Genomic DNA, 26,363 nt, shown 5'->3' on the forward strand with positions numbered 1-26,363 from the left:
CTTTTCGGTCACTTGTTTGACCGCCTGGATTTTGAATTCTTCGGGATATCGCTGGTTGCTCATGGCACCTCCTAATGGGCCTCATTTTAAGGCTTGGAGGTGTCTACGAAACTAGGGGCGATTCAGACTGATACTCAGCAGCATAATAATCTCTCTGAGGGCGAAAAAGAACCAATTAGTAATGAGCCTACGTCTCGCCCAGTTGCTAGCTGGATAAGGGGGGCTAATGTTTAATATCCGTGCCAGCTCCTTTGTTGCTGTCTATGCATGCATTGCAATATTTAATTCAGCAAGCGCAAACGCTAATGGATTTTCATTAAAAGGGACAATGTGGGAGCGAGCCTCAATGGCCACCGCATGCAAACCGGACCCATTGCTTCTATATTCACTGGCCCTGAATGAATCTAAAACTTCTGCCGGACAAGGGATGGTTGCACCACACCCATTTGCGCTTCGGAACGCGCCTAGTGGTGCCCTGTACCCTAAAACCTATATGGCTGCCAAGGTTGTACTCGGCAAATATATTGCCGAAGACATTCTTACCGATATAGGGATTATGCAAATAAATTATCGCTGGAATGGCAATCGAGTAGCACGCCCAGAGCTTCTTCTTGACCCTGAAGTAAACATTCGGATCGGTGCCCAGATACTTTGCGAGTCGATTGCGCAATACCCTGTCGATATGCAACTAGCCATCGGTGGCTACCATACACGAAACCCAAAACGTGAACTTGACGCACGTGAGTATGCGAGTAATGTGCTCAGAATTTGGCGTTCACTACAGCGTTTAAAGTAAGGGCAGGGACATGCGAGTTAAGATCAACGCATCGATGATACAAATGGGTCTGCGCTGGCTGACATCTGGCTTGCGAGATTTCAATGTCATTCTCGCTGAGCAGCGCTTGACTCAGAGCGATATGGTTTGGCTTTCTTCGTTGAGCACCAACCAACGTCAGTTGAACGCTGTCGACGCTCTCCCGGTCTCCCTCTACCGGGTCCACTACAACACCCTAAAGGTCGGCAGGGGCTACCTAGACGATGAAGAGTTTAGGGAGATAGGTAACAAAATGGTTATGTTCATGGAGTTTTGCCACTTCTCCCGCGTCAACCAGACAAGCCCAATTCTGGCTGTAGGCCTAGACGATGTTGGGTATCGGGTGTTCGAGGCAGGCTCTTTCGACTCTCGGATGATGCTGGTTAGCCGCGGCGGGTTCTCGGTTGGCACCAGGTGCAACCTCAGGAAGCTGAGGATGAACCTATCTTCGTCAGACGATCAACTCAGGGACGTGACTACAGTATTGCTTGGTGACCTTCGGTACTTTCTGAAGCCTGGCGTGAGTGGCATAGGTCGGATCAAGGACTATCCCTCGACGATGCCCCTCGATGTGGTAGCGACCGAGTTGCTTCAGCAGAAGCTACAGCCAAAGTTGGTCGCGCAATGGACTGGATTGAATGCGGACGAAGTAGTCAGGATGAAGCGGTCCTTGCTACGGGATATCCCCCTTGTTCAGTCCCAGAGTGGACGAATACAGGCACCGAATAAGACACTGGCCGAAAGCCCTCTTCACAGTTTGCTCTATCTGACTATATACAGGCTGCTCGCCGACAATCCTCTTCGGCGGACGAATGCTCGGGCGGTGGTTGCGGCTCATCGCGAGTATGTAGAGCTGTGCAGAGCTGTCGGCATTGAGGCCAGCGATATGATCTCCCCTTCCAACGGTTACCAGCTCAGCAACGCGATGAAGACCGGAGACATCACTCTCACTCCATGCAGCAAGTGCAAGGAAATCAACGCTCGTTACGCACTCAAGCCCGGCCGATGCATCTGGTGCAACCACTGAATCCCATCCACGTGAAGCTATTCGCAGGCCCTGTTCCCCCTGGCTGGAGCTTTCCGTTTGGGATTCTGCGTGGTAGTGAGATTATATTGGTGAGATGAATTGAATGGTGAGCGACATGCGAAACGACAAAGTTGAGTGCCAGTGCTGCAAGAAAATGATGGTACCGAAGGTTATCACCAGCGCCCCTTTCTACATCAGCGGCGTCCCTGTTGGTGGCCGTGACCCGGAGGCCTCGGTTTGCCCGTTTTGCCTATCTCCCAAGTGGATGCTGACTGAAGAACAGGTTCTTACCGGTGCAAAGGCGAATGCTGAATTTTACGGCCTCATCGTGTTGCTGATGATCAACATCGTTGTGTTCACCCGCTTGGGTGCAGAGGCGGTCGGTGTAAGCGTTGGCCTGTCTGTTTTGTTGTTCCTGTTCCGGGCGCAAATCGCAAAGGCGGTGAAGGATCGGCTGACTGAAATCTTCAAGGGGTAAACTATGCAGGTGGGTAAGAAAAAGGCCGGGGAATCCCGGCCTTGTCGTTTCAGCTTAACCTCATCTAGTCAGCGTTGATCCCTGTCGGTCGCTGAGGTTTGTGGTTTGTGGCTCCCGCCGAGGATGGCGACGGTGCAGGTGGCGGAGCGGATCTGGCTGGTTGTGGGGCTGTAGCCGGTGTTGGAACTTGAGGAACATCCTCATTCGAAGGGCCCTGGTACGCCTGGTACTGCACGGCATCCCTTGAATCCGCCAGCGCCGTCAGGGTGGGATAGGAACCGCTTTCAGGGGCCTTGGCAGCATCATCGATCGCAGTAATAGCCCCTGCGATGTAGTTATCATCCCGGATGCCTTGGCTACGATAGTAACCATTCAGCTCTCGATAGGCATCACCCTCGGCCGATCCAAACTCACCAGTAGCCTTGGCGGCAAAGTATTGTGCTTCCTCGGGCTTCAACCCTTGTTTGATACCGATGTCGTAATAGTTTTCGAGCTTTTCACTATCGGAGCCGCTGCGGAAAGCTCCAGCAATCGTATTGATCCCTGTAAAGGCCGCATTCGCGCCATTAGCTACAATGTTGCCCAGATTCGTACCTTGGCTTGCAGCTTGCCCCCTTGCTGCCAGGGTGTCATATGCAGCTTGGGAGGAACGGTTATCCACGTGATCCTGATTCTGCGAATTAGCATCAATCACTGGCTGCATGTTCTCAGAATTTCGCTGCCCAATAACCGTAGCGCCATCCTCCTTCGTAGCTTGATAGCCACTGGCATTCATGTCATTTGAGTTTGCATAGGCCCCAGCATTTGAATTCCATTTTGCATCAAGCTTGCCAGCGATGGCGTCGGTGCCGGCAGTGGCCTTGGCGGCACTGCTTGTGAGACCAGCGTTCGAGTTTGCATCTCCTTGGTTGACGTTAAAATCGAACGGGTTGTATTGACTCATCAACAGATCACCAAGGCGTCCGTCCTGATTGATCGCACGAATCGCTGCCATCGCTCGACGCTCGCTCGTGTCTTTCGACATATCCTGGATGCTCTGGCTACCGAAGGCTTGTTTGTACAGATCTTTACCTGACTCTGTTTGTCCTGCCATTTTCTCGAGCGCCAGCGCGGTTTCATTGCGGCCGAGACCGCGAGTGAGCGCTTTGACGCCGGCGTCTCTAAGGTTAAGTGATTGACCGGCCTTGATCGAATCTTGTTGCGCAGATGCCTGGCTATAGGTCTGTTGCGCCTGAAGGGCGCTCGAACGGGTTTTCCCGATCTCGTCTGTGTTCGATGCGCTCTGCTGTGCCAACGCGCTACTTGAGAAGGCATCGCCCGTCGCGAAGGTCAATGTGCTCGAATCGGTTGCCTGGACAGACTGCGTAAGTTGGGCAAGTGCTTTCTCCGCCTTGGCTTTGCTTTCCTGAGTCATGGTGTCGGCCGAGGTGTTATCCGACCGCTTCATGCCGCCAAGCGGCGTAGAAATACCCATTGCGGCGTTGGACGTGGCCTGATTCAGCGAAGACTCGGATAGGCCGAGGCTCCGCAGGGACTCTTTTGCCTCGTTGTAAGATGCATTCGAACTGAGGACCGAACCTGCCGAAAGGTTTTCGCCGATCTGCGCAAGTGCTTGCCGCCCTGTGGCCGATGAGTTGAGTTGTTGACCAGCTGCCTTGAGGCTTTCTTGGTACTGAGAGGTTGCCGTTTGAGATGCCATGCTCGCGCTCTGCACAACAGCGCTTGCTGCTTGTTCGCTGCTGATGGTTTCTGCCAGTTGCGGGCTACCTGTTTTAGCAACGCCGGCCCCTACCTGGTCAGAAGTGAACGAAGCATTGGTACTTAGAACAGGTGCGCTCTCCTGAGATCGAGGATTCACGTCTTCGGACTTGAATTTTTCGCCAGCTGTCATTTGGCTCATGATGCTATTCGCAACCATGGCTGAGCCAGAAACGATGAAAAGAGCCAAAGGCGGCACAGAAGCGGCGAGCAAGCCGCCGATACCGAGAGCCTTGCCGATCGCCTTATCAATGTCCATGAGTTGAAGCATTGCAAAACCAGATCCAGTCGGATCGTATCCATTGAATACGGCCTCCATCTGGGAACCGGCATACCAGAGGGTAAAAGCATTGACGATACTTAACAGCGGCATCCACAACCCAACGGCCAACGGCAACACGAGATACTTGCCGAGGATAGAAAGGCCAGGCCCACCCAGGAGTAGAGCAAAGGCCAAGAACGGCGTCATCGCATAGAGCATGCCCTCGAAGAAGGCGATCATCGGCCTCATGTAATGCTTGAAGCTGTCGCCCTTCCCCGCCCATTGAATTTCTTGCTGGTTGAGCGATTCACGGAGAGCCATTGCAGCCCTTTGTTCTTGCCAATGGTTCATGGCGTCGACACGAGAGTCGTTAAAAATCGGGGCTATTAGCGAAGTCAAAACGTAGTCCTGAGCCGACTTGCTACTGAGTGCCAGACTTTGAATTGCCTGGTCTGTAGCAGCTTGAACCTGTATACCGGTGGTCATTCGATTGGTTTTGACTTCTTCGCTGAATCCTTTCTGAAGAATGTCCTCCAGCACGTCTGTGTAGACGTTTTGCAAATGCGCGTTGAGAAACGACCTGGCCTCTGCACAGCTCTTCATGGTGCCGGCGGTACCGTCGTAGACATAGATGAACATCGATGATGTCTGATTTGAGAGCACCTGAGCCCAGCCGGGAGAACGGTACAAGTCAGTCAGGGTCTTATCCGTTCTCAGCGCGACGGGGTTTAGCGAACAGAATGTCATGTACTCGTTTACCGATCGGGGCAGATCCCACCCATCAGACTTTCGGTAGTTTTGAAAACCGTCCAGTGCCATCGGGTTCCGAAGAGCATCGCGCACCTTCGACAACGTACTCAGACTCGAGAACAGCCCATAGTCGGTCATGCTCGGAGTAGAGAACGCTTGCTCCGTGGTTTTGGTGATGCCGTAGGCCACCGTTGAGATGACTGAGCCGACAAAGGCAGGGCCAAGAGGCACGTTGTCCACCACCCGCACCTGCGACGACACCGTATCCTCGATAACAGTGGTGGCTGTAGGCCCGTAGAACATCATGTAAAGGACGAGCACAAGGCCCGCCTTTCCGAAGGTAATGGCCTGGTTATTAAAAACTGCTTGGAAAGCCAACAGAAAAAGACCTATCAGCGCGCCAATACGGGCAAGATCTTCTGCGTCACCGCTGCCTGTGATCATTGCGCAGGCATTGAGCATGATCTCAAGGAACTCGGCGCTGCCTGTGGTGTAGATAGTGAAGTCCATAGATATCTCCGTTACGCGCCTGCGTTATCGTTGATGGTTCCCTGTGGCAGAGTTCCGCTATCAAACACAGGGGCCATCTGGAGCATTTTTTCTGCTTGGCCATCGGCATCTTTGCCCTGCATTGCGTCCTCGATGTACGAGCGGTATTCGTCCATGAGCTCACCCTTTGTAGCCCGCAGATCCTCGATCACCTTCCCTGCGTCCGCCATGTTTAGGCTGGTCAGGCCCTTCTCTGTGTGCCCAAGCAGCTGGTAGATCAGGCTCATCGATGCATCAGCAGCAATTTTCTTGGCGAACTGATTCAGGTAGTCATAACCGGATTGCGCCCCTGCCTTCTGGGTGATCTTCATCAGATTCACCCCTACGCGGCTTGATGCGAGGTATGCAATCCGGTTTCCGTCAGCAGCGGTTGCAGTGCCGTTGGCAAAACGCTCAAGGATTCCATTGTTTTGAAGATCCTCAAGGATTCGGGTTTCGAGGCCCTTGAAGCTGGTGAGAGTGCGGATGTTCGGTTCTGAGCAGTCAGGGTCATCCTGGTCGCACTGGTAGACCTTGACATCGAGATTGGTTGAGCCCTCAACCAGAATCTTCAGACCTTCGCCGGTGATCAGCTTCGGCATGGGATGCGCAGCGAAGTTTTTCCCCCCGCTGGCGTCGTTGGTGAGCGACACGTTGTAGCTGCCGACCATCGACATGATGAATTCCGCGTTTTCGTCGCTGCCGAATAGGATCTGCGACTGGAGGCCAGACTTCATCATGGCGCACCACAGAACATTCCCTGTGTTCTCACATTGAACGGCCTTACCAGAGGCAGCAATCCGGTTGGCTGGTGAGTCTTCTTTGGTGGATTTCGCGGTAAAGAAGTCAGATGAGACGTTCGACCCGAAGGCCGTCATCGCGGATTTGAAGTCGGTGCTTTCTTCGTATGCCTTTTTGGCATTCGTAACCAACCCACTCGCCAGCTGGCAGCTGTTGGAAAACATTTGATTGAGCGCCTGGATCTTGTTGGCCAGGTTGCGGATCACACCACCTGTCTGAGCGTCCATCGCATCGAGGGCCAACTCAAAGGCAAAGCCCGAAACAATGCCAGCCGCGTTCGACGCCACATTCCTCATGAGCGCTACAAACTCTTCGCCGTTGATAAAGGAGAACGAGCCGCTGTAAAGGTTGATCCCCCCGCATCCACCCTTTGCGCTTGGCGGGGTAATGCTGATGAGGTTGGCGGTGGATATCCGATTCCGAAGGACAACGGACCCGCCGGTAATAACGCCGCGTGTGGCTGTTTTATATGCCCCTGGACTGGTGACGTTGATCATGCCGCTGAACATTTCATTGACCTGCTGTTGAATGTTCGCGTGAGCCCCGAAGGGCACCATCAGCGCTACAGCAAGGGCGATCGGTTTGATTTTCACTGGGCACCTCCGTTGTCTTTTTGAAAGGCGCGACGAGCTTCATCGCGCATCCGATTCACGAATTCGTTAGGGTTTTTTGTTGCGTCGGGCGGTGCGTCAGCCAGTTTCGTGGCGTCGATCAAACCCATGGTGTTAAGGCGGGATGTAGCGTTGTATTCCTGATCGGAAATCAGCCCTGCTTCATTCGCTGCCATTAAAATCCGAGTGGTTGCCGTCTCCATTGAGACGGTGCTGAAGCTGACGATCTTCACGTCATTCGGAGGGATGACTAGGGCCAGCGCAGGCGAGGTGATGATGCCCAGCTGCTCTGCGAGCCCAGTGTCGTACTGTGTGTTTGGGTATTTGCCGCCAGGAAGGGGGGCCCCATCCATCGAGACGGGCATGACAGTAAACCCGTACCTGAACTCGAGAGCAGAGACCGCTGCCTGGGCCTGTTCGCACAGAATGCAGTCGTTACCGTTGTAGAAGAACATCAGCGCAGAGCTGCCAGCGATGAGCTTCAACAGGGTTTCTTTCTGCTTGCCGGCCGCAGTTGCCAAAGCATCTGAGGCGGCGTTGGAAGCCGGATAACGCATGTCCTCATCGAGCAGTGGATCATTTCGGATTACGTCAGCTGAGCGGCGTGAGAATCGCTCGGCCTTGTCCATCATGATTCGGTTGGCCCAAAAATATGCACTCACGTTCTCTTTGGTAGGGTTATCCATTGCTGCGTCACGCAGTTTCGGAAGCATCTCCCGAATCCACGCCACGCTGCCGGTCGGGGGCAGCTCGGGCGCGGCTGGTTCGGAGGCTTCCCTTTCGGCTTGAGGTGGGGCCGCTGGAACCGGCGCGGGCTCGAGTTTTTCGGGTTCCTGTTCAGGAGGCGGATCTTCGTACCAGAACCAACCGCGCTCTTTGTCCTGGTAGAACGAAGAACCACCAACCTGTGGCGTTTTCGACTCGGTGGGCTTGGTCTCTCCCGCAAGGGATGTGCTGCTTATAGCGGCAGCAAGCAACAAGATGGGAAAATTTAGGGGCGTCATGAGTCCGTCTGGCCAAGATGAGGATGCTCGAATTGTGAGCGTTGGCCAACAGGAGGGGGCGCGTTTTCAGGCGCTTTTACGGTCGGAAAAAGAGGGGGAAGTTGAGAAGGCCAGAGGCCTATCGCTGTGCGCGATAGACCTCGTGGCCGAGGAAGCCGAGAGAACCACGTTCACGAAGAACGTCATTCCAATCGACACCTTTGGAGCCGTCAGGGATGGGCATGTCCGGCAGCATTATTTGCGCCTTGATCCCCATTTCCCACAGACGTTTTTTTAAGGCGAATGCCGCTTTTTGGCCACCTTCTTTGCGGTCCTTATCAGCCCAGATTCGGACTGCTTTAGTGCAGGCTGGTGGTACGAAGCTCTCCAACAGGTAGGAATTCACCAAGGGCCATACTGGTATACCCATAGCTGTTTCCACTGACAGGGCTGTTTCCAATCCTTCACATACATCCAAGACTTCTCCTGGATGCGATGTTGGAACCGCGCAGCCGGGAAGCTTGCGGTAGCTGGGGATTGGGAACATTTTTTTTGGCTCAGCGAGATCGGCTTTCTCACCTTTCATTGTCAGGTAGTGACGGTTGATGGTCACAGCCTGGCCTTCAGGATCGATGAGCGTACACACTATCCCTGGATGCTTAGAACGCTTGCCGGCTTTGTCCTTGTAGGTCAATTCCGGGTGAAAGCGAACGTAGCGGCTCAGCTCTGGTCGATCCCAAGCAAGAATGCCTCGGGAGCGAAGATAGAGCCTTGCTGGTTCCGCTGATGGGTCTGTGAGAGGAACGGTTCCCTTCCACAGGTTGCGCATAGCTTCACGCAGCCAATCGTCTGAAGCCTCTGGTTTTGCTGGGGCTCGCTCCTTACGGATTACAACGCTTGGGATAAATCCGTCAGCGGTGCGTCCATACGGGTCTTTGACCCGGAGCAATGCTCCAACCTCCTGTAAAGCATGATGAAAGCTCCAACGGTTGACCCACATCAGCAAGGCTATGCCATCAGCCTTGACTCCGCAGGTACGGCAGATACCACCGCTCGACGATCCAGCCGTCTTGCGGAAAATCTTAAAACCGTCTTCCCCACCATGCACCGGACATGGAACCCCACGTCCTGCTTTCTTGTGTGCCGGCACCAATGAAGATGCGAGGCTTGCGTAAATGTCATGCCAGCGGCCATCAGCGGCTACCAGCACATCTTGCTTCTCTGGGGCGTAATTGCCTTCTGAGTCTTTGGACATGGGTACCTCCGTTTGGTTGAGATGCGCCCCGAAGGGCGCATTGCTGGCTATTTCACGATTTTGATTTCCCAGGAGTTGCGGTAGGTATCAACCCACTCCTGTTCTTTCTTACCGTCGACAAGGACCTCTTTGAGCACACTCACGGCGGTTTTGCCGAGGAATGTCAGGGAGATATTGTCACCTTGTTGCGCTCCAGATTGACGTAGCTGAGCGTTGAGCTCGATTCCCCACACCAGGTGTTCACCGATACGCAAGAAGAACGACTTTCCGTTCTTCTTGAGAAACCGATAATGGGCGAAACCTGAACCGCGGTATTCGCCGGTAACAGACCTGCCAGCAACGCCTTGGAAATTGAGTTCTGGTGCGCGCTCATCTTGATCTTCATCGCCTTGGGCGACTTGGATCTCTTGAGCTGTTTCTTGATGCGCGGGCTGGGATTCGCGAGGGATGAACTCCCCTTTGATCTCGCCCTGCTCTTGGTTCTCGATCGATGCAACCTGGTTGCGGCCTTGCGGCCGGTACAGTGTGTTGATCACCACCGGTTCAAGCGCTTGGTGCAGCGTTTCATTGCTTTCTGGCCCGGGAAGTTTATGAGCCAGGCGCTCTGAAACAATGCACAGGCCTTGCGGCAGTCGGAGATAGCTTGGAACATCGAAGTCAATACGGATCATTTCTCTTCTCCCTGGCGACGCAGGTAGGAGGGAATGTAGTAGTTGTCATAATCGACGCTGCTACACCAACGGGCGTTGGGTAAGGTCTTGGTCGCTTGAGGAGCCGAAGCCTTCAGACAACCGCGTAGGTAGCTCAGAACACCACGCAGGATCTGCTCAGCATTCAGGATTACCACGGCGAGGAACACGCAGAGAGTCAAAGGCAAAACATGCTTTGCAAACTGCGGTGCGTATACAGCTCCCAACGTAGCAACGAGGAAGCCAAACGCGGTCAGCACTTTAACTTTGAGGGTTGTAGATGCCATTTTTCAGTTCTCCATTTTTTTAAAACGGAGAACGCCCTAACGGGAGTTCCCCGTCAGGGTTTTTTTGACACAAAAAAAGGAAGCCAATGGCTTCCTTTTTTGATCGGCGCTACGCGAACGCAGGCTTGGTTTTTAAGCTGATAAGCTCAGCTTGGCTTGCTCCCAGACGCATACACGTCATGGGTACCAGTGGCAGCAGCATGCTGTCACTTAGGGTCAATGGCCTCCAGGAGGCGAATTCTTAATCGACCTTGGCCGATGAGTGCTGTAATTCTCGCCGCCATTTCAGTCTGTCGTCAACCAGAAAAAATCACTTCAAATTCCGACGCTAATCGTGCGTGAAATCGCGATCCAGATACTCCGCAAGCTGGTGCAATAGTCCGGCCACCAACATCCGGAGAAACCGCTAATGGCGACCACTCAACCACAACCGAAGAAATACCAATACTCCAAACCATCCCTCAAAGGAAAGATGGTACTGAACACTGAGCAGGCGAAGTTCTTCGCCGGCAACCGTTTCGATAGCCTCATGACGGCTCTTTTTATCATCGACGTTACGTCCCGCAAGCTGGCCAAAAACCTCAAGACCTTTGATCACAAAGCGGTGGTTGATGCGGTCTCGAAGAAAATCGAGCGCATGGAAGTAGCCGTGCGTGACGAGTCTGAGCGGATGGACACGCTTTTGAAGAGCCTGGGAATCAAAGAGCTTGCAGGGTACAGCTCACCACTGACTCGCGAATTCGAAATCACCAGCCCGGAAATCAAGAGGATGAGCAGCCTGCTTCAGGCATTTGACCATCTGATTATCCAGGTTGATACAGCTTGGCTGCATGAGAAGATCGATAGCTCGGAAGCTGAGGAGTTTCGTGCAAACAAGAGCAACCAAATGGCCCGGCTGATCCGCTCGCTCGTTGGCCTCGGTCAGAGCGCGCGTGCAAAGGCATACGCGAGCAAGGTCGCAGAGCTTCAGGAAGATATCGAGAAGGCTGAAGCCAAAGTGAACGCTGACAAGGAGGAGCGCGAGGCGGCGGGTCACATTGAGCCTGATGGCAATGCCGACCCTCTCGATTCGCTTCCTGAAGAAGCCGTTGCTTGATCGCGCCAGTTATGAAAACGCCCCGCATTGCGGGGCGTTTTGCTTAGGAGAGTCATTATGCTTGATGATCTTACGTCAACACCGGCAAGAACCAGTAGAAGACGCAGAAAAGCGACGGATCAGCCTCCTCCACGCGAAGCTATCCCACTGTGGGTAGAAGAGCTGGCCACCGACGAATCACTTGAAGCGCCGCCAGAGGCGGTATTTTGGGATACGGTCGCGATCATCTCTGTCACTGTTGCCGTTCTTGTTGGGGTGGCGATAGGTGTTCCTCTCGGGGTCTATCTTCATGGCACGTTATAGATCCATCCTCGCCTCGGCGCTTCAGCTTCTCGACATGCCGTCTTGCAGCCCAATACCCCCCCTTGATTCTGCGCTCGCTCAGCGCCCGGCAGATTGACACAACATGGCCCCGAGTAAAAACCGGGGCTTTGTAGGACTGGATTTTACGAATCACGCCCCAAATGCTGTAGACCCGCTCAGGCATTCCATAGGTGAAGCTGGCCTGCCCTGCCATCACTGCGTAGCTGTGGATTTTCTGAGAGTGGACTCCGGTGACCTTCTGAACTGCCTTCACGTGTGCGTAGTTCTGCATAAGCGGGTTTTGCACGCGGTATTTCCTTCGGCCGACAATCTGCAACCAGCTCTCGGGAGCTTCCGGGTAGGTGATGATCTTTCCCTTGAAACACTTCGTTTCCAGGACAAAGATCCCGTAGCGCGACACGATGATGTGGTCAACCTGTGTCGACTCTCCCCTTGTCTTGCCACGATAGATCGCGTTGGCGAACACCTTGTATTCGCCACTTAGGCATACGCGGAGCATGAAGTTCACCTTGTACTCCCCCCACCACCCTCGGTAGGCTGGGAATTCAAGTAGACGAACGTGGGCGATGCCCGCGAGAACCCCCAGAATCAAAACCGGGGGTAGGTACAGCATTAGAAAGTCATTCATACCATCGCAAATCCGCCCTTACGGGCGGATTCTCCATTAGAGCTTCGAGCAGCAATCTGTCCATCGCCAGAACATGTACATGGCATCGTTCCCAGTACCTGGAACATGCCGACTAGGCCCACCCTCCCAAGTCTGCGGCGGTTCTCCGAGCCACATTGCTCTGCTGTTCTGCGACTTTGGCCAGAACTGGGTCACTTTGTACTGGCTTTTCGGAATCGTCGGGTAGATACCCGCCTTGCACACGTTTTCATCACCCATAGTGCGTCGAGCGAGGCCCCTGCGGTGTTGCTGAGCGATCACTCGCGCAGCCAGCAATGCTGTCGTCCGGTTTGCATCTTGCGCCACGGTTACGCCGGCAAATGGATAGATACTCCCCCATGTACCTGTACACCACCAAAGCGACTCAAGAGGTTCCTTTCGTGCGGTAACCAACGCGGATTCGGCAGCACATGCCGCAATAGCGATTGGGTTTGCCACTGCCGCGGACTCGGGGTGCTGGAAGAACGCCAACGTACCGTTGTTCCAGGTCGGGTCGATCTCAGTGAACGAGATGATATCGAGGTCGAGATAACCGTCCGGATTGCATTTGGTAGGCGTGTAGAGATCGAGGATCTGAAGCAGCGGGAAGGCATACAGGTGAGCGTGGTAGAACGAACCGGCGGCCTGTCCTGTCTGGGTACTATTGTCCTGCCGAAGCCGACCATAGCTGCGCTTGTTGCCAAGCGGGAGCGTCACACCGCCTAGGGTTGGCGAGCAACCAGGCTTGCGGACAGTTTCAACCATCCGGGCCGGCTCCCACATAGCAGTGATGATTCCTGGCTTGTAGATCGAGGACGAGCCTTCCTGGCAGATACAGAAGACCATTTTTGTAGCCTTGGCGGGTGCTGTGCCGGGGGTTATTTGCACACCAGATACACGGATTGGGAAAAGGCACGCCCAGCAGATGTCGGTGAACAACTTCGGACCAAAAAGGCCAGAGTCCTCACACATCACCTCACCGGACGAAGCCGTATCAGCCGCTATCCCTGGCAGGGAAAACATACCTGCAATCATCAGAAGTGCGGCGGCTATTACCTTATTGATGCTCATGATTGGCCTCCTCGAAGGCTGATTGAGCAACCTCGCGGACGATGAAATTTTCTGTGTCGGCTGTTACGACAGAAGGTGCGCGAAGGATCTGGAAGCGCTCCGCCATGTCAGGCGGCAATAGGTAGAGGGGCGCATCCAGGCTGTCCTGTACGCTGTTGAACAGATCCCAACCAGAGGAAGTGGGAATCTGAGTAGCCATTACCGTGACGGTCAGATTTTCCCCGTGGTCTGCGTATTCACGCTTCGCCAGGGCAACCTGCCAAGGCTGCGTCGGATCGATTACTACCAGTTTCTGGTCAAACGGCATCATGTCGAGTGGATTAATCCTTCCGGCCTTTTGAACGACCCTGCCTTGGCTATCGAGGATGTCATCGGGGACAATGACCGATGGGTCGACGAGGCGGGTGGCACTCTCAGTTACCGGCGGCAATGGATGCCCTTTGTGGTTATCCCAAAACCGGGCGATTGCTCGCTTTTTCATGGCGTCGGTGTCCAGCTCTGCAATGCGCTGTTTCGCAACCTCCATGAGGTCTGGCTCTATGATTTCCTGTGTGGAGCCAATAGTGCCTAAATCCCCCCGCTTCCCCTCCTTAACCGCTCCCTCGATATAGCTGACAGAAGACGACCCAGCAGCTTTAGCGATCAGAGCATCATTCGGTGCTTCGAGAGCCACGGTGGGGACGGCTGAAACGCTGTGACGTTGGAATGCGAGAGGGTCAAGCAGAACGCTTACAGTGCTTTGCGTCTCTTGCGTGAGAAGGTGCATTTTGGTCACAGCATCGCCCATCGACATACCATCAGGTATGCCTCGAAAAACGATGCCAACACCAGGCAGTCCGTCAAAAGACAGCAGTATGTCTTTGAGGGCGGTAGCGCCCATCGACCACGACACGAAAATCAGAGTGCGATTTCCATCGCCCAGAGGATGTTTTTTCTCGCGATCTGAGCCATCCGCGCTAGCTAGCCCTGAGTCGCTCTGCTGAACATTTTCATCACCGGCTTGAATGATGGCCTTTTCAGCCATCTCACTCACCCAACTCATGTCATCTTGGCCGCTTTCTGCGCGCGCGGCATTCGCATTTCGGCTGATTTCCCGAACCTGCTCCAGGAGCACAGGATCGAATTCCTTGATGTCGTACTTGCGAATGCCAAGGTCATCGCCGGCGATGGCCATCGTGCAGCCAAAAGCCAACCCAATGCACATGGCTAATTGCTTTTTCACCATATTGGATACGCCTTCCCGATGATTTGGTCTGTCGAAGCTGAGCCCCAGTAGCGGGAGTCGAAAGAGTCTGGCGTGCGGCCGAAGAACCAGTAACGGCCCTCGCCTATTTTCCCTTCCCGAACATATTGCTGGGGATCAATGCCGTGCTGGCTGGCGACCTGAAGCCCTTTGCCTACGGACACTCCATTGATGGTTGTTTCATCAAGCGTGACTTTGGCGTGATCGCCAGGCATCCCCTCAAGCACCTTCACGATGATTGTGCCGTCAGCAAAAATCGGACTCAGACCTTTGGAGTGAAAGGCGTAGATTTCACCGCGCACCAAGTCATCCTGCTTTTTATCGATGATCCATAGCCTGTAAGGGGGCAGGCATAGGGAGTCCTGGCTAGCGATAGCGATCGAGTAACGGGATGCCAGCAGCACAATGCTGCCGGCAACCACTGCCGAAAAGAGTAGGCCTTTGCCGATAAAGGCCACCGAGAGTCGCTTTGGAGCTCGATCTCGCTCAACCTTCGCCATTGCCCTTCGAACCTTGGCCTGAATGCTGAAGGGGTTCGACAAGGCCATTACGCGACTTCCGCCGGATCAGGGTTGTACTCGACACCTCGATCACGGAGCACGCGCAGAATTGCCTCATCCTGCGGAACGCCGGTGAGCGTGTAATTTCGGATCGCTTGCACATCTTCGGGTGCGGTCGAGTAGAGGAGGATCGAGTATGGGTCCACCGTGAGTCGCACGATGCCGGCACCGCGGGGGGTGAGCATGAATATCTCGGAGTAATGCCCTTTGTACGACTTAACAGTCTTCAGGATTCGATACCCGCCCTCACCCAGCGGCAGGCGCTTGTTTTCCTGGATAGCATCAATAGCTTCGGCCTTCTGTCCTAGCAGTAGGGTGAACGCAGAGTTTTCAGCGATGGCTTGTCCGACTTTATTCTGATAGAGGTCGTTGACCCCCTGGGTAATGACGATGGCACTACCGCCATATTTCCGGAATCGCCGGTAACCGTGCTCGATGAACTCACCAACGTTGCCCTGGGAGAGAAGCGACCAGGCTTCGTCAATGATCACGATTTTCGGGCGGTCACGCTCACCAAGGTACATGTCCTGCTGGATCTGGTAGATGAGCTGAAGGAGTACGACTTGCTGAAGGTGTTGACGCCCCTTCAGTTCCTCAAGCTCGAGTACGGTGAAGGGGTTCTTGAAGTTGAGATTGTTCTTACCGTTGAAGAAGCGGCCGTACTGTCCCTTCGAGGTGAATGCGAAGAGCTGATGACCAATATCTTGAATACGCGGGTCTGGGTCGGCAAGGAGAGAGTCAGCAATGCTGTCGACAATCATCGTCTTGCCAAGCGTTTCCCAGCATTGTGTAAGGTGCCTTTTTAGCCCTGCGGTTTGGAAGTCGATCAGAGGTACGGTCGGAGCAGCCATAGCAGAGAGCAACCCAACCAGGACATCCTCCTCCTCGCTGTAGTCTTCAATTAGCTCGAAGGGGTTGAGGCAGAGGTTCGACTCCTGGTCAAAGCGTGCAAAGTCGCCCTTGTACGCTTCAGACAGCTTGAGGTAGGAGAGGCCCACATCGATGACCCAAACCTTCGCCCCAATACTCAGATACGACGTGATGAGATAGTTGGTCGCAAACGACTTCCCGGAGCCCGACTGAGCGGCAATCATTGCGTTGTAATTGGTGTCGGAGTCAAAGAGGTGGAAGCTGACCGGCTGACCGTTTCGGGAAATGAACGGGGCCACATGAGTTCCTGTGCCCTTCCAGTCGCCATAGATTGGCAGCAATGGCAGTGCTTGGGTGAGGCTCAGTGTTTTGAACCGGAACAGCTCCTTCATCGCATCCGGGTCGGCGCACATCGGCAAGGAGTTCACGAACACGGGCAGCACACAGAACTTGTCCTCCATGAGACTGAAGCCCTGCGTAGCAAAGTGGCTCTTCGCATTCGATGCCGCCTGAATAAGGTCTTCGCGGTTCCGGCCGAACACCACGAGGGTCATTGTCGCTTGTACGTTGGGAAGCCCTTTGTCTAGGTCTTCAAACAGCGTGTCATAGGCCTCCTTCGTTTTCCGTAAAACGGGAACGAAATGCACCATCGGGCCGAAGCTCTGGTTGATGGACCATTGGCGGCGTTTCGACAGCTTGTCCTTTGTCTCCAGCTGGGGAGGGAAATACAGGGTCATATTGATAATGCAGTTGCCCCGGATGCCGCCGCGCTGAGACAAAATGTCAGCGAGATACTGAGAGGCATCGCCCTGCCACATGACATCAGGAAAGCGCTTGGCCGAGAGCGTTTTTACGAAGCAGTCCTCTCCGATCTGAAGGTGGTCTTTCTTCACGTCGAGGCTGCGGTTGTAGTCGAGGATCTGCTCATTCAAGGGCTTGTCTGTGTCCGCTTTCATGTCCGGATCTTCGCGCCACGATGCTGTTGGCCCCTGGTTCAGGATGGAGGAGAAAATTTCTCGGTAGGAATCGTTGGTGAGGGGCACGGCTGCCAGGTTGCAGCTGTCCAGCGAGGTTCGCAGTCCGTCGAAAAGCTCCTTCGCCGCGTTCGCTTCTGTCTGGGTAGGCAAAGCATTGGCGATCGGAATAGTTACGGATACGACCAGACTCTGCTCACGAATTCGTACACCCGAGATTGAATCAACTGGGCGCATGGTGCGGTCGCTGAAATAATCGGCTCGCGCGTTTGTCACCTTCTCCAACAATGCTTGAGTTTCTACGGGAAGGTCAGTGCGGCCGGATTCACGGAAGGCCCGGCGCAGACGAAGGAATCCCGTCTTCATCTCATTGATATTTTCAGTGCAAATGAGGCTGAACTGGATCGTCGTCTTCTCAGGCCAGTCGACCGTTAAACCAGCCTTCAGGCGGTCGCCTTCATCCCCGTTTGAGCCTGAGAGAGGGGAACACAGGAATGCGAATCCTAGGCGGTTCCCTTCCAGCTGGAACAAGTAAAGATTCGGCTCGTAGGCAAGGCCGTTGATCAGTTTCGAGAGCCGAGGTGTTGAGCGGATAAGCGCTTTGAGCATTTCTGAATTCCTTAGAGGGTGCGATTCGATTCAATCCAGGCGCGCAAGCCTTCTTCAGGCTTGCCTTCTCGGGTCAAGCCATCATCACGAATGAGGAAAGGAACATTTCGAGCGCCAAGAAACTGAGCAGTCATCCGGCGCTTCGAGATCACATCCAGATCACACTGAGCGGTCGGGAGCTGTTCGAGAGGAGTTTTCATGTCGCCGGACGCGCCGGCTTTCCACGCAGCAACCTTGTCTTTCGCGCAGAGGAGTTCTTTAGTACGCACAGCGCTCTCTTGGCTGAGCAGCGGCAACATCAGCACGTCGAGTCGATACCCTTCGGGCAGAGATGTGCGGGCTTGTTGAATGATCTCTTTGCAGAACCCGCAAGCAGGGTCGGAGAACATGGTGATCGCTTTCTCACCGTTGCCGACAGTGAGAGGGGCGAGATCCTTGAAACCGAGGTTGGTCTTATCCACTGGAATGTAGTTGGCGGCGATCCGAGCATCCTCGATGGTTTTCAACTCTTTCTTCGCCCACACGTCATAAACCGTTCCCTGGATGATGAATCGGCCGGTATCGCTAATGATGGCGAATTTGCCGTTCTTCTCGATCGCCAGCATTGCAGACGCAGGAAGCATCACTACCTTGTCTGCGTTCTTGTCCGCAGGGCTCGCAGCTACTGCGGTGCCAGCCACTGCAAGCAGCGTCATAGCAAGAATGGTTTGGGTTGGTTTGAACATGGGCTTACCTCCTGAGTCGATTCACCCAGAGTATTTGGCCCGGAAAAGAAAAGGCCTCTTTTTCAGGACGTTTTAGCGTCGGAAAAAGAGGCCTTTCAGAGAGGCGTTCTGACTTAGATCAGAAGCCTACAGGCAGGGCTTGGAGAGCGCTGGTGACTACAGCTGCTGCTGGGATAGTTGCCGACATTACCGACTCGATAACATCCGGCGCAGCATAGAGGCCAACACCGCCGCCAACGCCAGTAACGAACGGCATAAGCGATTGGCGAAGAACGCCAGCGCCGATGCCGGTGAGGATCATCAGGCCGATCAGAATGCGGCCGAGGGTACCTTGCATCCACTCGGTCAAGGTAATCCACACGCTATCGAACGTATCGCCGCCGGTACCTGCGAGCGCGGTACCGGCAGCCACCATTGCCGCTGCGATGGCCATCGTTTGGAGGGTTGCTTTGTTGACGTGCATTGGTCTTGCTCCTAGAGGTTGACATGCGCAGGGGCTGCGCTCCGGAGACATTTTTCGTGCTTTCCGTAAGCCTGTGTTTCGCTTTCAAGCGCATTTGTCGACGGAAATTAAAAAGGGCCGCTTTATGCGGCCCTTCCCTTTACTTGTTGGAGACTGGAGGTGATTCGGCACCAGAGTTATCGATGCCTACCAGGGTAATTACCGGTTCGCCATCTGGATAACGCCACATTGGTACGGAGATGCTGTTTGAGCTGAGAGCCTGCTGCTCACCATTGATGAACCAAAGGTTTTTGGCCATGCGGCCATCTTCATCAGTACAAACGGCTTTTGCCAGCCAGGAGGTTCGACCGACCACAACCTCCAGTTTGCAGACAGGGGGCTTATTCCTTGCGACCGAGATGTCAACCTCGCCTGCTGCTGTGTGGCCCATTGCGCTGGCGACATCCAGTTTCACCGTATACACACCCTCTTTTTCAAGGGTCGCCCGGCCATAGTCCCCCGAGCTAGATAGCGTCTCCCCGTTGAGACTGAACGTTTTGCTGAGTATCTGATCCTTAGGGTGCCCGCCGGTGATTGACGGCCGGATCAGAACGCCCAGCGGGGCACGATTCGCGTCGTTATCCCCACTCCAGGACAATTTCACATCCCACGGAATCGGCTCCAAAAACTCCATCTCTGTTTCGGCATAGCTATAGTTGCCCCGCGAGTCGGTGATGTGAGCGCCGAATGTGTAGATCCCCGGCTCAGTCAGCCGCACGATACGACTGGTCTGGTTGGTGTCCTTGATCATTTGGAGGCCAGCGTAGGGTGGGATATCCCACTCGATGGTTAAGCCCTCGAATTCTCGGAACAAGCCAAGAGATCGAGCCGTCATGGTCAAGTCTGCCGGCGCATACTTCGCCGAGTACTTCGTGTTGATCTTCCACTCAGGCCAGTCATAGGACCAGAAAATCAGGCGGTGCTGAGTTAGACCCAAACCGCCTCGATCCTCATACCCATTGATCCAAGATCGGACGCTGATGTGGCTCTCTTCTTTCTCCATGTCCTCCCGAGTGGGGGTGTACTTCACTTCGGTGGAGTCGACGACTGTGCCGTCCGGCAGGATGAACTCACCATCCATTGTCATATCCATTTTTGGGTACGGCATCATCAAGTTGGCGACCCAAGTAGCTTCCTTTCCTACCTCAGGACGACGCGGCCCGATTATCTGTACACGAGGCGGTCGGACAGGTCTAAACGCAACACCTGCGCGGAGGGTTTTGTAGACGCGCTTATCCTCTGGGGAGTCTGAGTACTTCAGCCTGGCCGTGAGGTATACACGATCAGCGGAATTACGGCCCAGTCGGTAGGAGCCTTCCCCGGCGACCCAAGTCTTACCGCGATCCTCCGACCATTCCACAACCATTCCGGTCGTATCGAGCGTATTACCCTTGAGGTCCGTGAGTTTGAACGTGCCGCTATCACCAATAAACACGTTTGCTGGGCCTTTGAGGCGGGCAACAGGCACGACATAGGCAATAACTTCGACCGTAGGCGTCATGGATTTCGCGCCGCTATGGCGGTTCGTCAACTCTGCCCTCAGCAGATATGTACCCCGCTGAAAGATCATGCTGAGCCGTTGCGGCAGCTTCGCATTGGCCTCAACGCCTTCCCACGACACACCGCCGTCTTTGCTCATTTCCCAGCGAACCTCACCAATGTCTCCTGACTGGTAGCGATCATTGGTGACGGCGTAGAAGCTGCTGCGAAGAGGAGCAGGGCCGATAACGCGCAGCGCCTGAATTGAACCATCAAGAGCTTCGCCGTTTAGCACGGAAAGCACCATTGGCGAGCCCGACTCCCGAATCAGCTCGTATTCCGGCACAGGCGAGCGAACACGCGCTTCAGCAATGATGCGAACCGCTTTGTTCGTTAGCGATTGCAAATCGACCTCGAACTCAACCTCCCCGTTCTCGTCGATTGGCTCCCAGTTTGTCATCGGCTCGTAGTTGACTCCGGCAGTTGTCGAAAGCAGGCGAATATCCCAGTCGCCCATGCTGCTCAGCCGATACGCATCCTCCATGTAGCGGGTGTCTTTAATCGCCACGCGGATTGGAAGGCTGACCGTATCCAGAACGGTTCTCTCGTCGTTGAGAATGACAGGGAGAATTTTGTCGTGAGGGACCGACAGGAGTGATGCGGTCTTGGTCGACCTCATATTTGGGAGCGCGGTGTATCCAACGTCAACTGAGTATGGCGTTACGCTCCACAGGGGGGCCTCGGCCCCTTCGATGTAGCGCGTAAACCGCTGGGAACGGCCGTAGCTCGGAATCGTAGAACGTTCAATCACTGCATCCGCCCGGTTAATCGCCACGTCCAGGGAAGCCGCGATTGCGGTCACCGACGCGCTACCAACATAGCCGCCGAGTTGTGACACCGAATACAGCCCCTCTTTCACCAGATTGCTGGCCGGCATATCGATTTCGATTGCGGGCGGCTCGATCACGTTTACGCTGTGCTCTCCGTAGCCAATATCGATTTCCTGACCACTCGGAGTAAACATGGATGCCTTCCAGGAAATGTTGTTTGCCCCGAGCAGACTCATTGCTCCTTCCGCGAGTGGCGTGACGGTGTTGCGCTGCTGGGCCATGCCTTCTGGCATCTGCATCCAACGAATAAGGCACGATGGGCGGCTCGACCATTGCTGTGCTGTCTTTTTTGCAACGCCTTCGTTCGCTGTTGCATCACATACAGGACCATCCGTGTGACGGAGCGACAAGGAAAGCTCCTGGACTTTCTGATAGGCCTCTTCTGGTGCTGGCTTCAAGGCAAAGTGGATCTGATCAGCGACCGGAAGGATCTTCAGGTCACGAGTGAAGCTCGCAACCTTGTATTTCACGCCGCTAGGGTCAAACACATAGGCGGTAGCCTCGATAGTCTGGTTTCCCAAAGAACTCCCGCCGGCATCCATCATCAGGTTGGCCAAAGTACTAGCGTTGCGCCATTCATCGGGAGTTTTCGTCCAAGTGACGTAGCAAGCACGATCCTGAAGTGCATTTTTCGTCTTCGCGACAGCTTCGCTGGTCAAGATGCTGCATGCCCCATTGCTCGGGCTGAAGCTGATTTGAGCACGGCCGGAAGCTTGTAGAATCTCCCATGTATCAGCCGTTAGTACGCCCTCCGGAGCCCATACGGTTACCGGCACGGAATAGACAGGGCCAGTCATATCGGCGCGACTTAGATAGACCTGCGCCTGGCCATCGACCCCAACATCCAGGCCACCTAAACGGGCCTCCAGCAGATCGGCAGTCATTTTAGTAGGTACCAGACGCATACCAGTGCCTTGAGAAAGCTCACGATGCTCCAGTGTCACCCCAACTTTCGAGTCAGGCGTGACGATGGCGATGATCTCGCTGCCGAGAGCCTGAATCACTTTCTGGTCGGGAATTCGGAGCGCATAGGCACCCAAACGGGTCGTCATTTGTTGCTTCACGGCCGGGATGCTCGGGGCCACCGAGGTAGGCTGAACCTCTCGATCTTTGAACATTTCCCAGGCCGGCAAAAGCTTCAGGACGACATCTTGATCGACATAGAGGCCATCCTGGTCAATGGCACGAATCTGTACTGAGGTTTCAGCCTGGCCATCGGTCTTATAGGTGATGCTCATCCCCTCCACCGTCACATGGCCATGTGCTGGCTGTTTGACGACTTGCAATGTGTGCGAGCCCCAATTGTTCGGATCGATTACTTTCAGATCGGCCGTTCCACCGATTCCTGCATACATCTTCACTGTCGAAGGGGTGATACCCGTTGGTGCAAAATTGAACTGAGCAACAGTGACCTTCCCCTCTCCTTCTACACTGAGCCCTTCCTGATCCGTGGCGCTGAAAGTGAACAAATCTTCCCCATAGAAACCAGGATTAGGGGTGTACTCCATACGGCCATAGAACACACGGACAGTCCCGTGCGTCGGGTTCGTGAGGATCTTGAACGTATGGCTGTCCCAGAGATTGATGTCATGGACCTCAGGAGCAACCTGGTCACTCACTTGCCCTTCACGAGCCTGAATGGTTACTCCCGTCCAGGTAGGGGCGTAATTGAACTTCGCGACATTCACAACCGCGGTCGCTTCAGCCTTCATCCCAGACACGTCCTGCACGCGGTACTTGAACTCATCGGAGCCAACGTATCCAGTGTTCGGGGTGTAGGTGAACCCGCTAGGGGTCGCCACTACAGAGCCCTGGGACGCGCTCGACAGAATTGAATAGGTTTTCTTCTCCCACGCTGCCGGGAAGTCCTCGATGGGAGTTGCTTCCACCGACGAGCTTTCGTTGACGCTGACCGTCAGTTTCGTCGTTACAGGCGGTTCTATTACCTGAATGACCGATTGCCCCTCTTCGAGGGTGATCTTTTTCCCGGTGGTGTCGTAGACGCTAGCCGTCCAGCGAATCGGGTGCTGCCCGGAACGGGTGAAAACGCCGGTCAACTCAAGAGGATCGAGCGCTTTGATGTTCAGGTCTTTCGGGATGACCGTGAACTCAATCAAGCACTTCAAGGCCCCGCCGCTCATGCCTGCGCTCTTTGCCGCTGCGTCATCACCAGTGATCGAGCACGTTGGCCCCGAACGCTGCGTCATGGTGACGGATGCAGCCTCCATCGCACGAGTAACACTTTTCTCATGCAGCGATTGGACGAAGGTTGTTGAGCCGGTCGCGGCTTTGACGCTCAGTATTTCTTCACCGCTGCTCAGCAGTACCTTTTCAGTGCCCTTGTTGAATACATAGAGAGAATAAGCAACCTTCTGCTGGCCTGCGTCGAGGACTCGCCCAGTCAGCTGAGTGACCGGGTGAGGTGCACCGGAAACCTCTACTTGTTGAAGGCCTCGGGGAATGCTCGTCCACTCAAGCAAGCAGATGGGCGACTTGATGGCATCGGCAGACCTTGCCACCGCGGGAGATGTCGTTAGAGGGCAGATGCTGCTAGCTGAAGCTGACAGTTTTACCGTGGTGTCAGTCATTGCCTGAACTGGATTTCTATCGTTGATGCCCAGCGTGACCTTGGGCATCCAGGTATTAATATCGGCATAGACCACAGGAGCGTTCGGCGCGGAGGTAGAAATGATCACGCCATTCCTCCCTGTAGCACCTTGAGTTACCGGGACAACAGGGAGTGATATTTTACCGCTGGTGTTCGTGAAGTTGAGTTGGCTAATGGTAACTGTTGCTCCCGGATTGACGAGCACACCGCCAATCATTAGAGGTGTTGCTGCGTCAGACCTGAGCGTTGCAAGCAGATCATAAACACCAGAAACTGGCGTCCCATCAGCAAGCTTTAGTTGCTCGCTATTAATCACTACAGACCCATCGTTACGATTAAACTCTTTTGGTACCGCAGGGATATTAACGAGACCGTTTACATGCCCCACAATCCCAGCCATCTTAGGACTATAGAGGAATGTGGTTGAGCCGACGCCCATATTCTGCTGTGCGTCCTGCGCATTAACTCGAAGGGTATAACTCTCTCCCGCTGTTAGCGACGGGAAAAGGATCGGATACTCGAGGCCGTAGGTAGTCGCATTGATTTTGCGGAACGAAAGAGCAATCGACTCGTTTGCAGGCCCCCCGGTCAATGCAATAGAAGTGATCTTGGGCGCAGGATCTTTGTTGTCTGTTACGGTAAAAGTGATTTTGTCGAGTGTATCAATAGTATCGCTCGCACCTTTGCTTACTGTAACAACAGGTTTTGTCCGGTCACTTTGAAATTTGAACAGCGGGAGCTTTGTTATAGCACCTAAGTTTTCGCTAGCGACACCAACAAGGTCATGAGAGCCTTCCGGCAAGGTTTTCAAATCAAATTCGTACTCAAAATACTCACCAGACGACGATGTAAGTTTTTTTGTAACGCTTAGCGCTGTACCGCTAGAATTTTCAAGCCATGATGCCCTATGGCTAAGAGCATTTTGAAATGCGCCCTGCTGCGGCTGTCTGACGTTCAGAGTCAGAACCATACTAGACGAGTCATATGTGTAACTGAGGATTGGCAGGTACAGGTCGTTCCAGTAAACATTCGCCCATTGCCCGGTTGCGATCAACGAACCGTCCGCACTCTTTAGAACCCCTTGGTCATGTAGGTAACCAGCCGTGCCTTTATTGAGTTGGACATTAACCGTAATTTCGCACTGGGTCTGCCCAGCGGGAATAGTACAAGTACCCATATGGGTAGCAACCTGATCAAACGGCCGCGCCTCAACGGTATAGCGAACTTTGCTTACAGTAAGCGGGAGTTCTTGCGGCGAAACCACCCTACCGGAATAATTGAGCCAGCCTTTATCACTAAAGTAGTATTCTATACGGCTTATAACAGGCGTTTTCGGAGCTGATGGGTGCAATACCAAATTGTAAGAAATAGTACCTTGCGAGCCCCATTCGCCGAAGTTGTAAAACCTGATGTAGTTATTATCCTCAGCGCGATAGGGAAGCGATCCGACAAGATAAACGTATGCAGAATCCTCACCAGCAACTTGATTTTCACCAAAGCTATTGATGAAGCGTAACCCTCCCTGCCGATAGGTATGCCAGTTGCTCTTAGGGATTCTCCATGCAAGTCGTATCGGGTTAGTCTTTACATAAGACCCTGCTACATAGGGAACAAACCCTTTTAGGCCAGGTGCGAGGGTAGTCGTCACACTTGGGTCATACACACCAAACGGTTCAGCTGGAACGTTTGCAATATTGTCGAACATAACCTTCTGACGCTTGGTTACTGTCGAGTTTCCTGCTTTGTCGGTAACAACAAACTCTAGCCCGAATACTTCATCCAAATCGGAGTCAGGGAAGAAATTTGTCCGGTACTGAATCGAGGCCGTCTTAGTTTCTTCCGAAAACAGCACATTGTGTTCTTTATAAAGAGCGCCAGACTCGCGGTAAACCTTAGCAGTGACCTTGCTTATGCCCGATGAGTCAGAGAAGCCATCTAGGACGAAGCTCGAGTACGTCAAAGCATCAATTGCTGCAAGTCCGAGTTTCCACACTTCGCCAGAGAGAACGGGATCACCCCATGTATATGGACGTGGGGCAAATTTCCCTGCTACTGGGCCGGCAGTATCAATGACAAGAGGCACATTCTCAGTTTGAACAATCGCGCCTGCACTAGAAAGGATTTCTGTTTTCACGGTATAGCGGCCATCGGGTAGCTTCGGACTAACAAATTCTTCCGCGTAGTAGTTGTCGCCGTTGTAAGAGATAACGTCGCTCGCCCCAAGAACCCTTGAGCTTTCCTTAGTGAAAACAGGTGCGCTGGCACCGTTCGCAGTCACCGCTATGCGCAGCTTTCGGTCAATACCACCGCTAACCATGAACGAGATGCCAGAGGATGGGCTGATAAACCCTGTGCCTGGCTCCGTATTGATTTGATCCCCCGCACTGTTCGTATAACCGTATTTAACAAGGTCGGCATACGCACCATTGATTGGCACAATGGCCAAAGCGAGTGCGCCTAAAAGCGCACCACTCACCTTATTGAGGAACGATGGTCCTCGGGTTTTATTCTTACCCATCGTGG

18 protein-coding genes are annotated in these 26,363 nt (G+C 54.0%); 4 read left to right on the forward strand and 14 right to left on the reverse strand.

Translation table 11 applies throughout. From position 1 onward, the window contains the following. The first annotated feature begins 226 nt into the window (after positions 1-226). From ABX75_RS28720 to ABX75_RS22715, 3 genes are all read left to right on the forward strand, one after another. Positions 227-796: a transglycosylase SLT domain-containing protein gene (locus ABX75_RS28720; protein WP_082136195.1), complete on the forward strand. Its 570-nt coding sequence runs from the start codon at positions 227-229 to the stop codon at positions 794-796. A 10-nt stretch (positions 797-806) separates the two neighbouring features. Then, positions 807-1,841 (forward strand): hypothetical protein, encoded by a 1,035-nt coding sequence (locus tag ABX75_RS22710; RefSeq protein WP_011078008.1) that lies wholly within the window; start codon positions 807-809, stop codon positions 1,839-1,841. Positions 1,842-1,956: 115 nt separating this feature from the next. Beyond that, complete coding sequence (locus ABX75_RS22715; protein ID WP_177329706.1) at positions 1,957-2,319, forward strand: hypothetical protein; 363 nt, start codon at positions 1,957-1,959, stop codon at positions 2,317-2,319. Positions 2,320-2,383: 64 nt separating this feature from the next. Here ABX75_RS22715 and ABX75_RS22720 read toward each other — a convergent pair whose 3' ends face one another. From ABX75_RS22720 to ABX75_RS22750, 6 genes are all read right to left on the reverse strand, one after another. Continuing rightward, positions 2,384-5,599, reverse strand: a complete 3,216-nt coding sequence (locus tag ABX75_RS22720; RefSeq protein ID WP_011078006.1) for a conjugal transfer protein TraG N-terminal domain-containing protein — start codon at positions 5,597-5,599, stop codon at positions 2,384-2,386. Positions 5,600-5,610: 11 nt separating this feature from the next. After that, a complete protein-coding gene (locus ABX75_RS22725; protein ID WP_011078005.1) occupies positions 5,611-7,011 on the reverse strand; it encodes a conjugal transfer protein TraH in 1,401 nt (466 codons plus the stop codon). Further along, positions 7,008-8,033 (reverse strand): thioredoxin family protein, encoded by a 1,026-nt coding sequence (locus tag ABX75_RS22730; RefSeq protein ID WP_011078004.1) that lies wholly within the window; start codon positions 8,031-8,033, stop codon positions 7,008-7,010. The genes ABX75_RS22725 and ABX75_RS22730 overlap by 4 nt, the downstream gene beginning before the upstream one ends. A 118-nt stretch (positions 8,034-8,151) precedes the next feature. Continuing rightward, positions 8,152-9,267 (reverse strand): toprim domain-containing protein, encoded by a 1,116-nt coding sequence (locus ABX75_RS28725; RefSeq protein WP_011078003.1) that lies wholly within the window; start codon positions 9,265-9,267, stop codon positions 8,152-8,154. A 47-nt stretch (positions 9,268-9,314) separates the two neighbouring features. Then, complete coding sequence (locus ABX75_RS22745) at positions 9,315-9,938, reverse strand: hypothetical protein (protein WP_011078002.1); 624 nt, start codon at positions 9,936-9,938, stop codon at positions 9,315-9,317. Continuing rightward, positions 9,935-10,243, reverse strand: coding sequence for a hypothetical protein (locus ABX75_RS22750; RefSeq protein WP_011078001.1), 309 nt, complete (start codon positions 10,241-10,243; stop codon positions 9,935-9,937). The genes ABX75_RS22745 and ABX75_RS22750 overlap by 4 nt, the downstream gene beginning before the upstream one ends. A 409-nt stretch (positions 10,244-10,652) precedes the next feature. Here ABX75_RS22750 and ABX75_RS22755 point away from each other — a divergent pair, with 409 nt between their 5' ends. Further along, positions 10,653-11,339, forward strand: coding sequence for a DUF1845 domain-containing protein (locus ABX75_RS22755; RefSeq protein WP_011078000.1), 687 nt, complete (start codon positions 10,653-10,655; stop codon positions 11,337-11,339). Positions 11,340-11,571: 232 nt separating this feature from the next. Here the strand turns inward: ABX75_RS22755 and ABX75_RS22760 are convergent, their stop codons facing one another. The 8 genes from ABX75_RS22760 to ABX75_RS22795 all read right to left on the reverse strand — a co-directional run bounded on the left by ABX75_RS22760 (position 11,572) and on the right by ABX75_RS22795 (position 26,358). Then, positions 11,572-12,291, reverse strand: a complete 720-nt coding sequence (locus ABX75_RS22760; protein WP_126588711.1) for a nuclease-related domain-containing protein — start codon at positions 12,289-12,291, stop codon at positions 11,572-11,574. Between the two features lie 36 nt (positions 12,292-12,327). Then, positions 12,328-13,344 carry a TraU family protein gene (locus tag ABX75_RS22765; protein ID WP_371264004.1) on the reverse strand — a complete coding sequence of 339 codons (1,017 nt, stop codon included), beginning with the start codon at positions 13,342-13,344 and terminating at the stop codon, positions 12,328-12,330. A 22-nt stretch (positions 13,345-13,366) separates the two neighbouring features. Beyond that, positions 13,367-14,605 (reverse strand): TrbC family F-type conjugative pilus assembly protein, encoded by a 1,239-nt coding sequence (locus ABX75_RS22770; RefSeq protein WP_011077997.1) that lies wholly within the window; start codon positions 14,603-14,605, stop codon positions 13,367-13,369. Further along, complete coding sequence (locus tag ABX75_RS22775) at positions 14,599-15,171, reverse strand: S26 family signal peptidase (protein ID WP_011077996.1); 573 nt, start codon at positions 15,169-15,171, stop codon at positions 14,599-14,601. The genes ABX75_RS22770 and ABX75_RS22775 overlap by 7 nt, the downstream gene beginning before the upstream one ends. Continuing rightward, positions 15,171-17,636 (reverse strand): type IV secretion system protein TraC, encoded by a 2,466-nt coding sequence (traC, locus tag ABX75_RS22780; RefSeq protein WP_011077995.1) that lies wholly within the window; start codon positions 17,634-17,636, stop codon positions 15,171-15,173. The genes ABX75_RS22775 and traC overlap by 1 nt, the downstream gene beginning before the upstream one ends. Before the next feature lie 11 nt (positions 17,637-17,647). Beyond that, complete coding sequence (locus ABX75_RS22785; RefSeq protein WP_011077994.1) at positions 17,648-18,361, reverse strand: DsbC family protein; 714 nt, start codon at positions 18,359-18,361, stop codon at positions 17,648-17,650. A gap of 118 nt (positions 18,362-18,479) precedes the next feature. Beyond that, on the reverse strand, positions 18,480-18,794 hold the full coding sequence (traA, locus tag ABX75_RS22790; RefSeq protein WP_371264005.1) for a TraA family conjugative transfer protein: 315 nt from the start codon (positions 18,792-18,794) through the stop codon (positions 18,480-18,482). 169 nt (positions 18,795-18,963) lie between these two features. Beyond that, positions 18,964-26,358 carry a DUF4165 domain-containing protein gene (locus tag ABX75_RS22795; protein WP_047882708.1) on the reverse strand — a complete coding sequence of 2,465 codons (7,395 nt, stop codon included), beginning with the start codon at positions 26,356-26,358 and terminating at the stop codon, positions 18,964-18,966. Positions 26,359-26,363 lie beyond the last annotated feature (5 nt).

The sequence above is a fragment of the Pseudomonas sp. ARP3 genome, from assembly GCF_001029595.1.
In the GTDB taxonomy this organism is placed as follows: Bacteria; Pseudomonadota; Gammaproteobacteria; order Pseudomonadales; family Pseudomonadaceae; genus Aquipseudomonas; species Aquipseudomonas rhodesiae.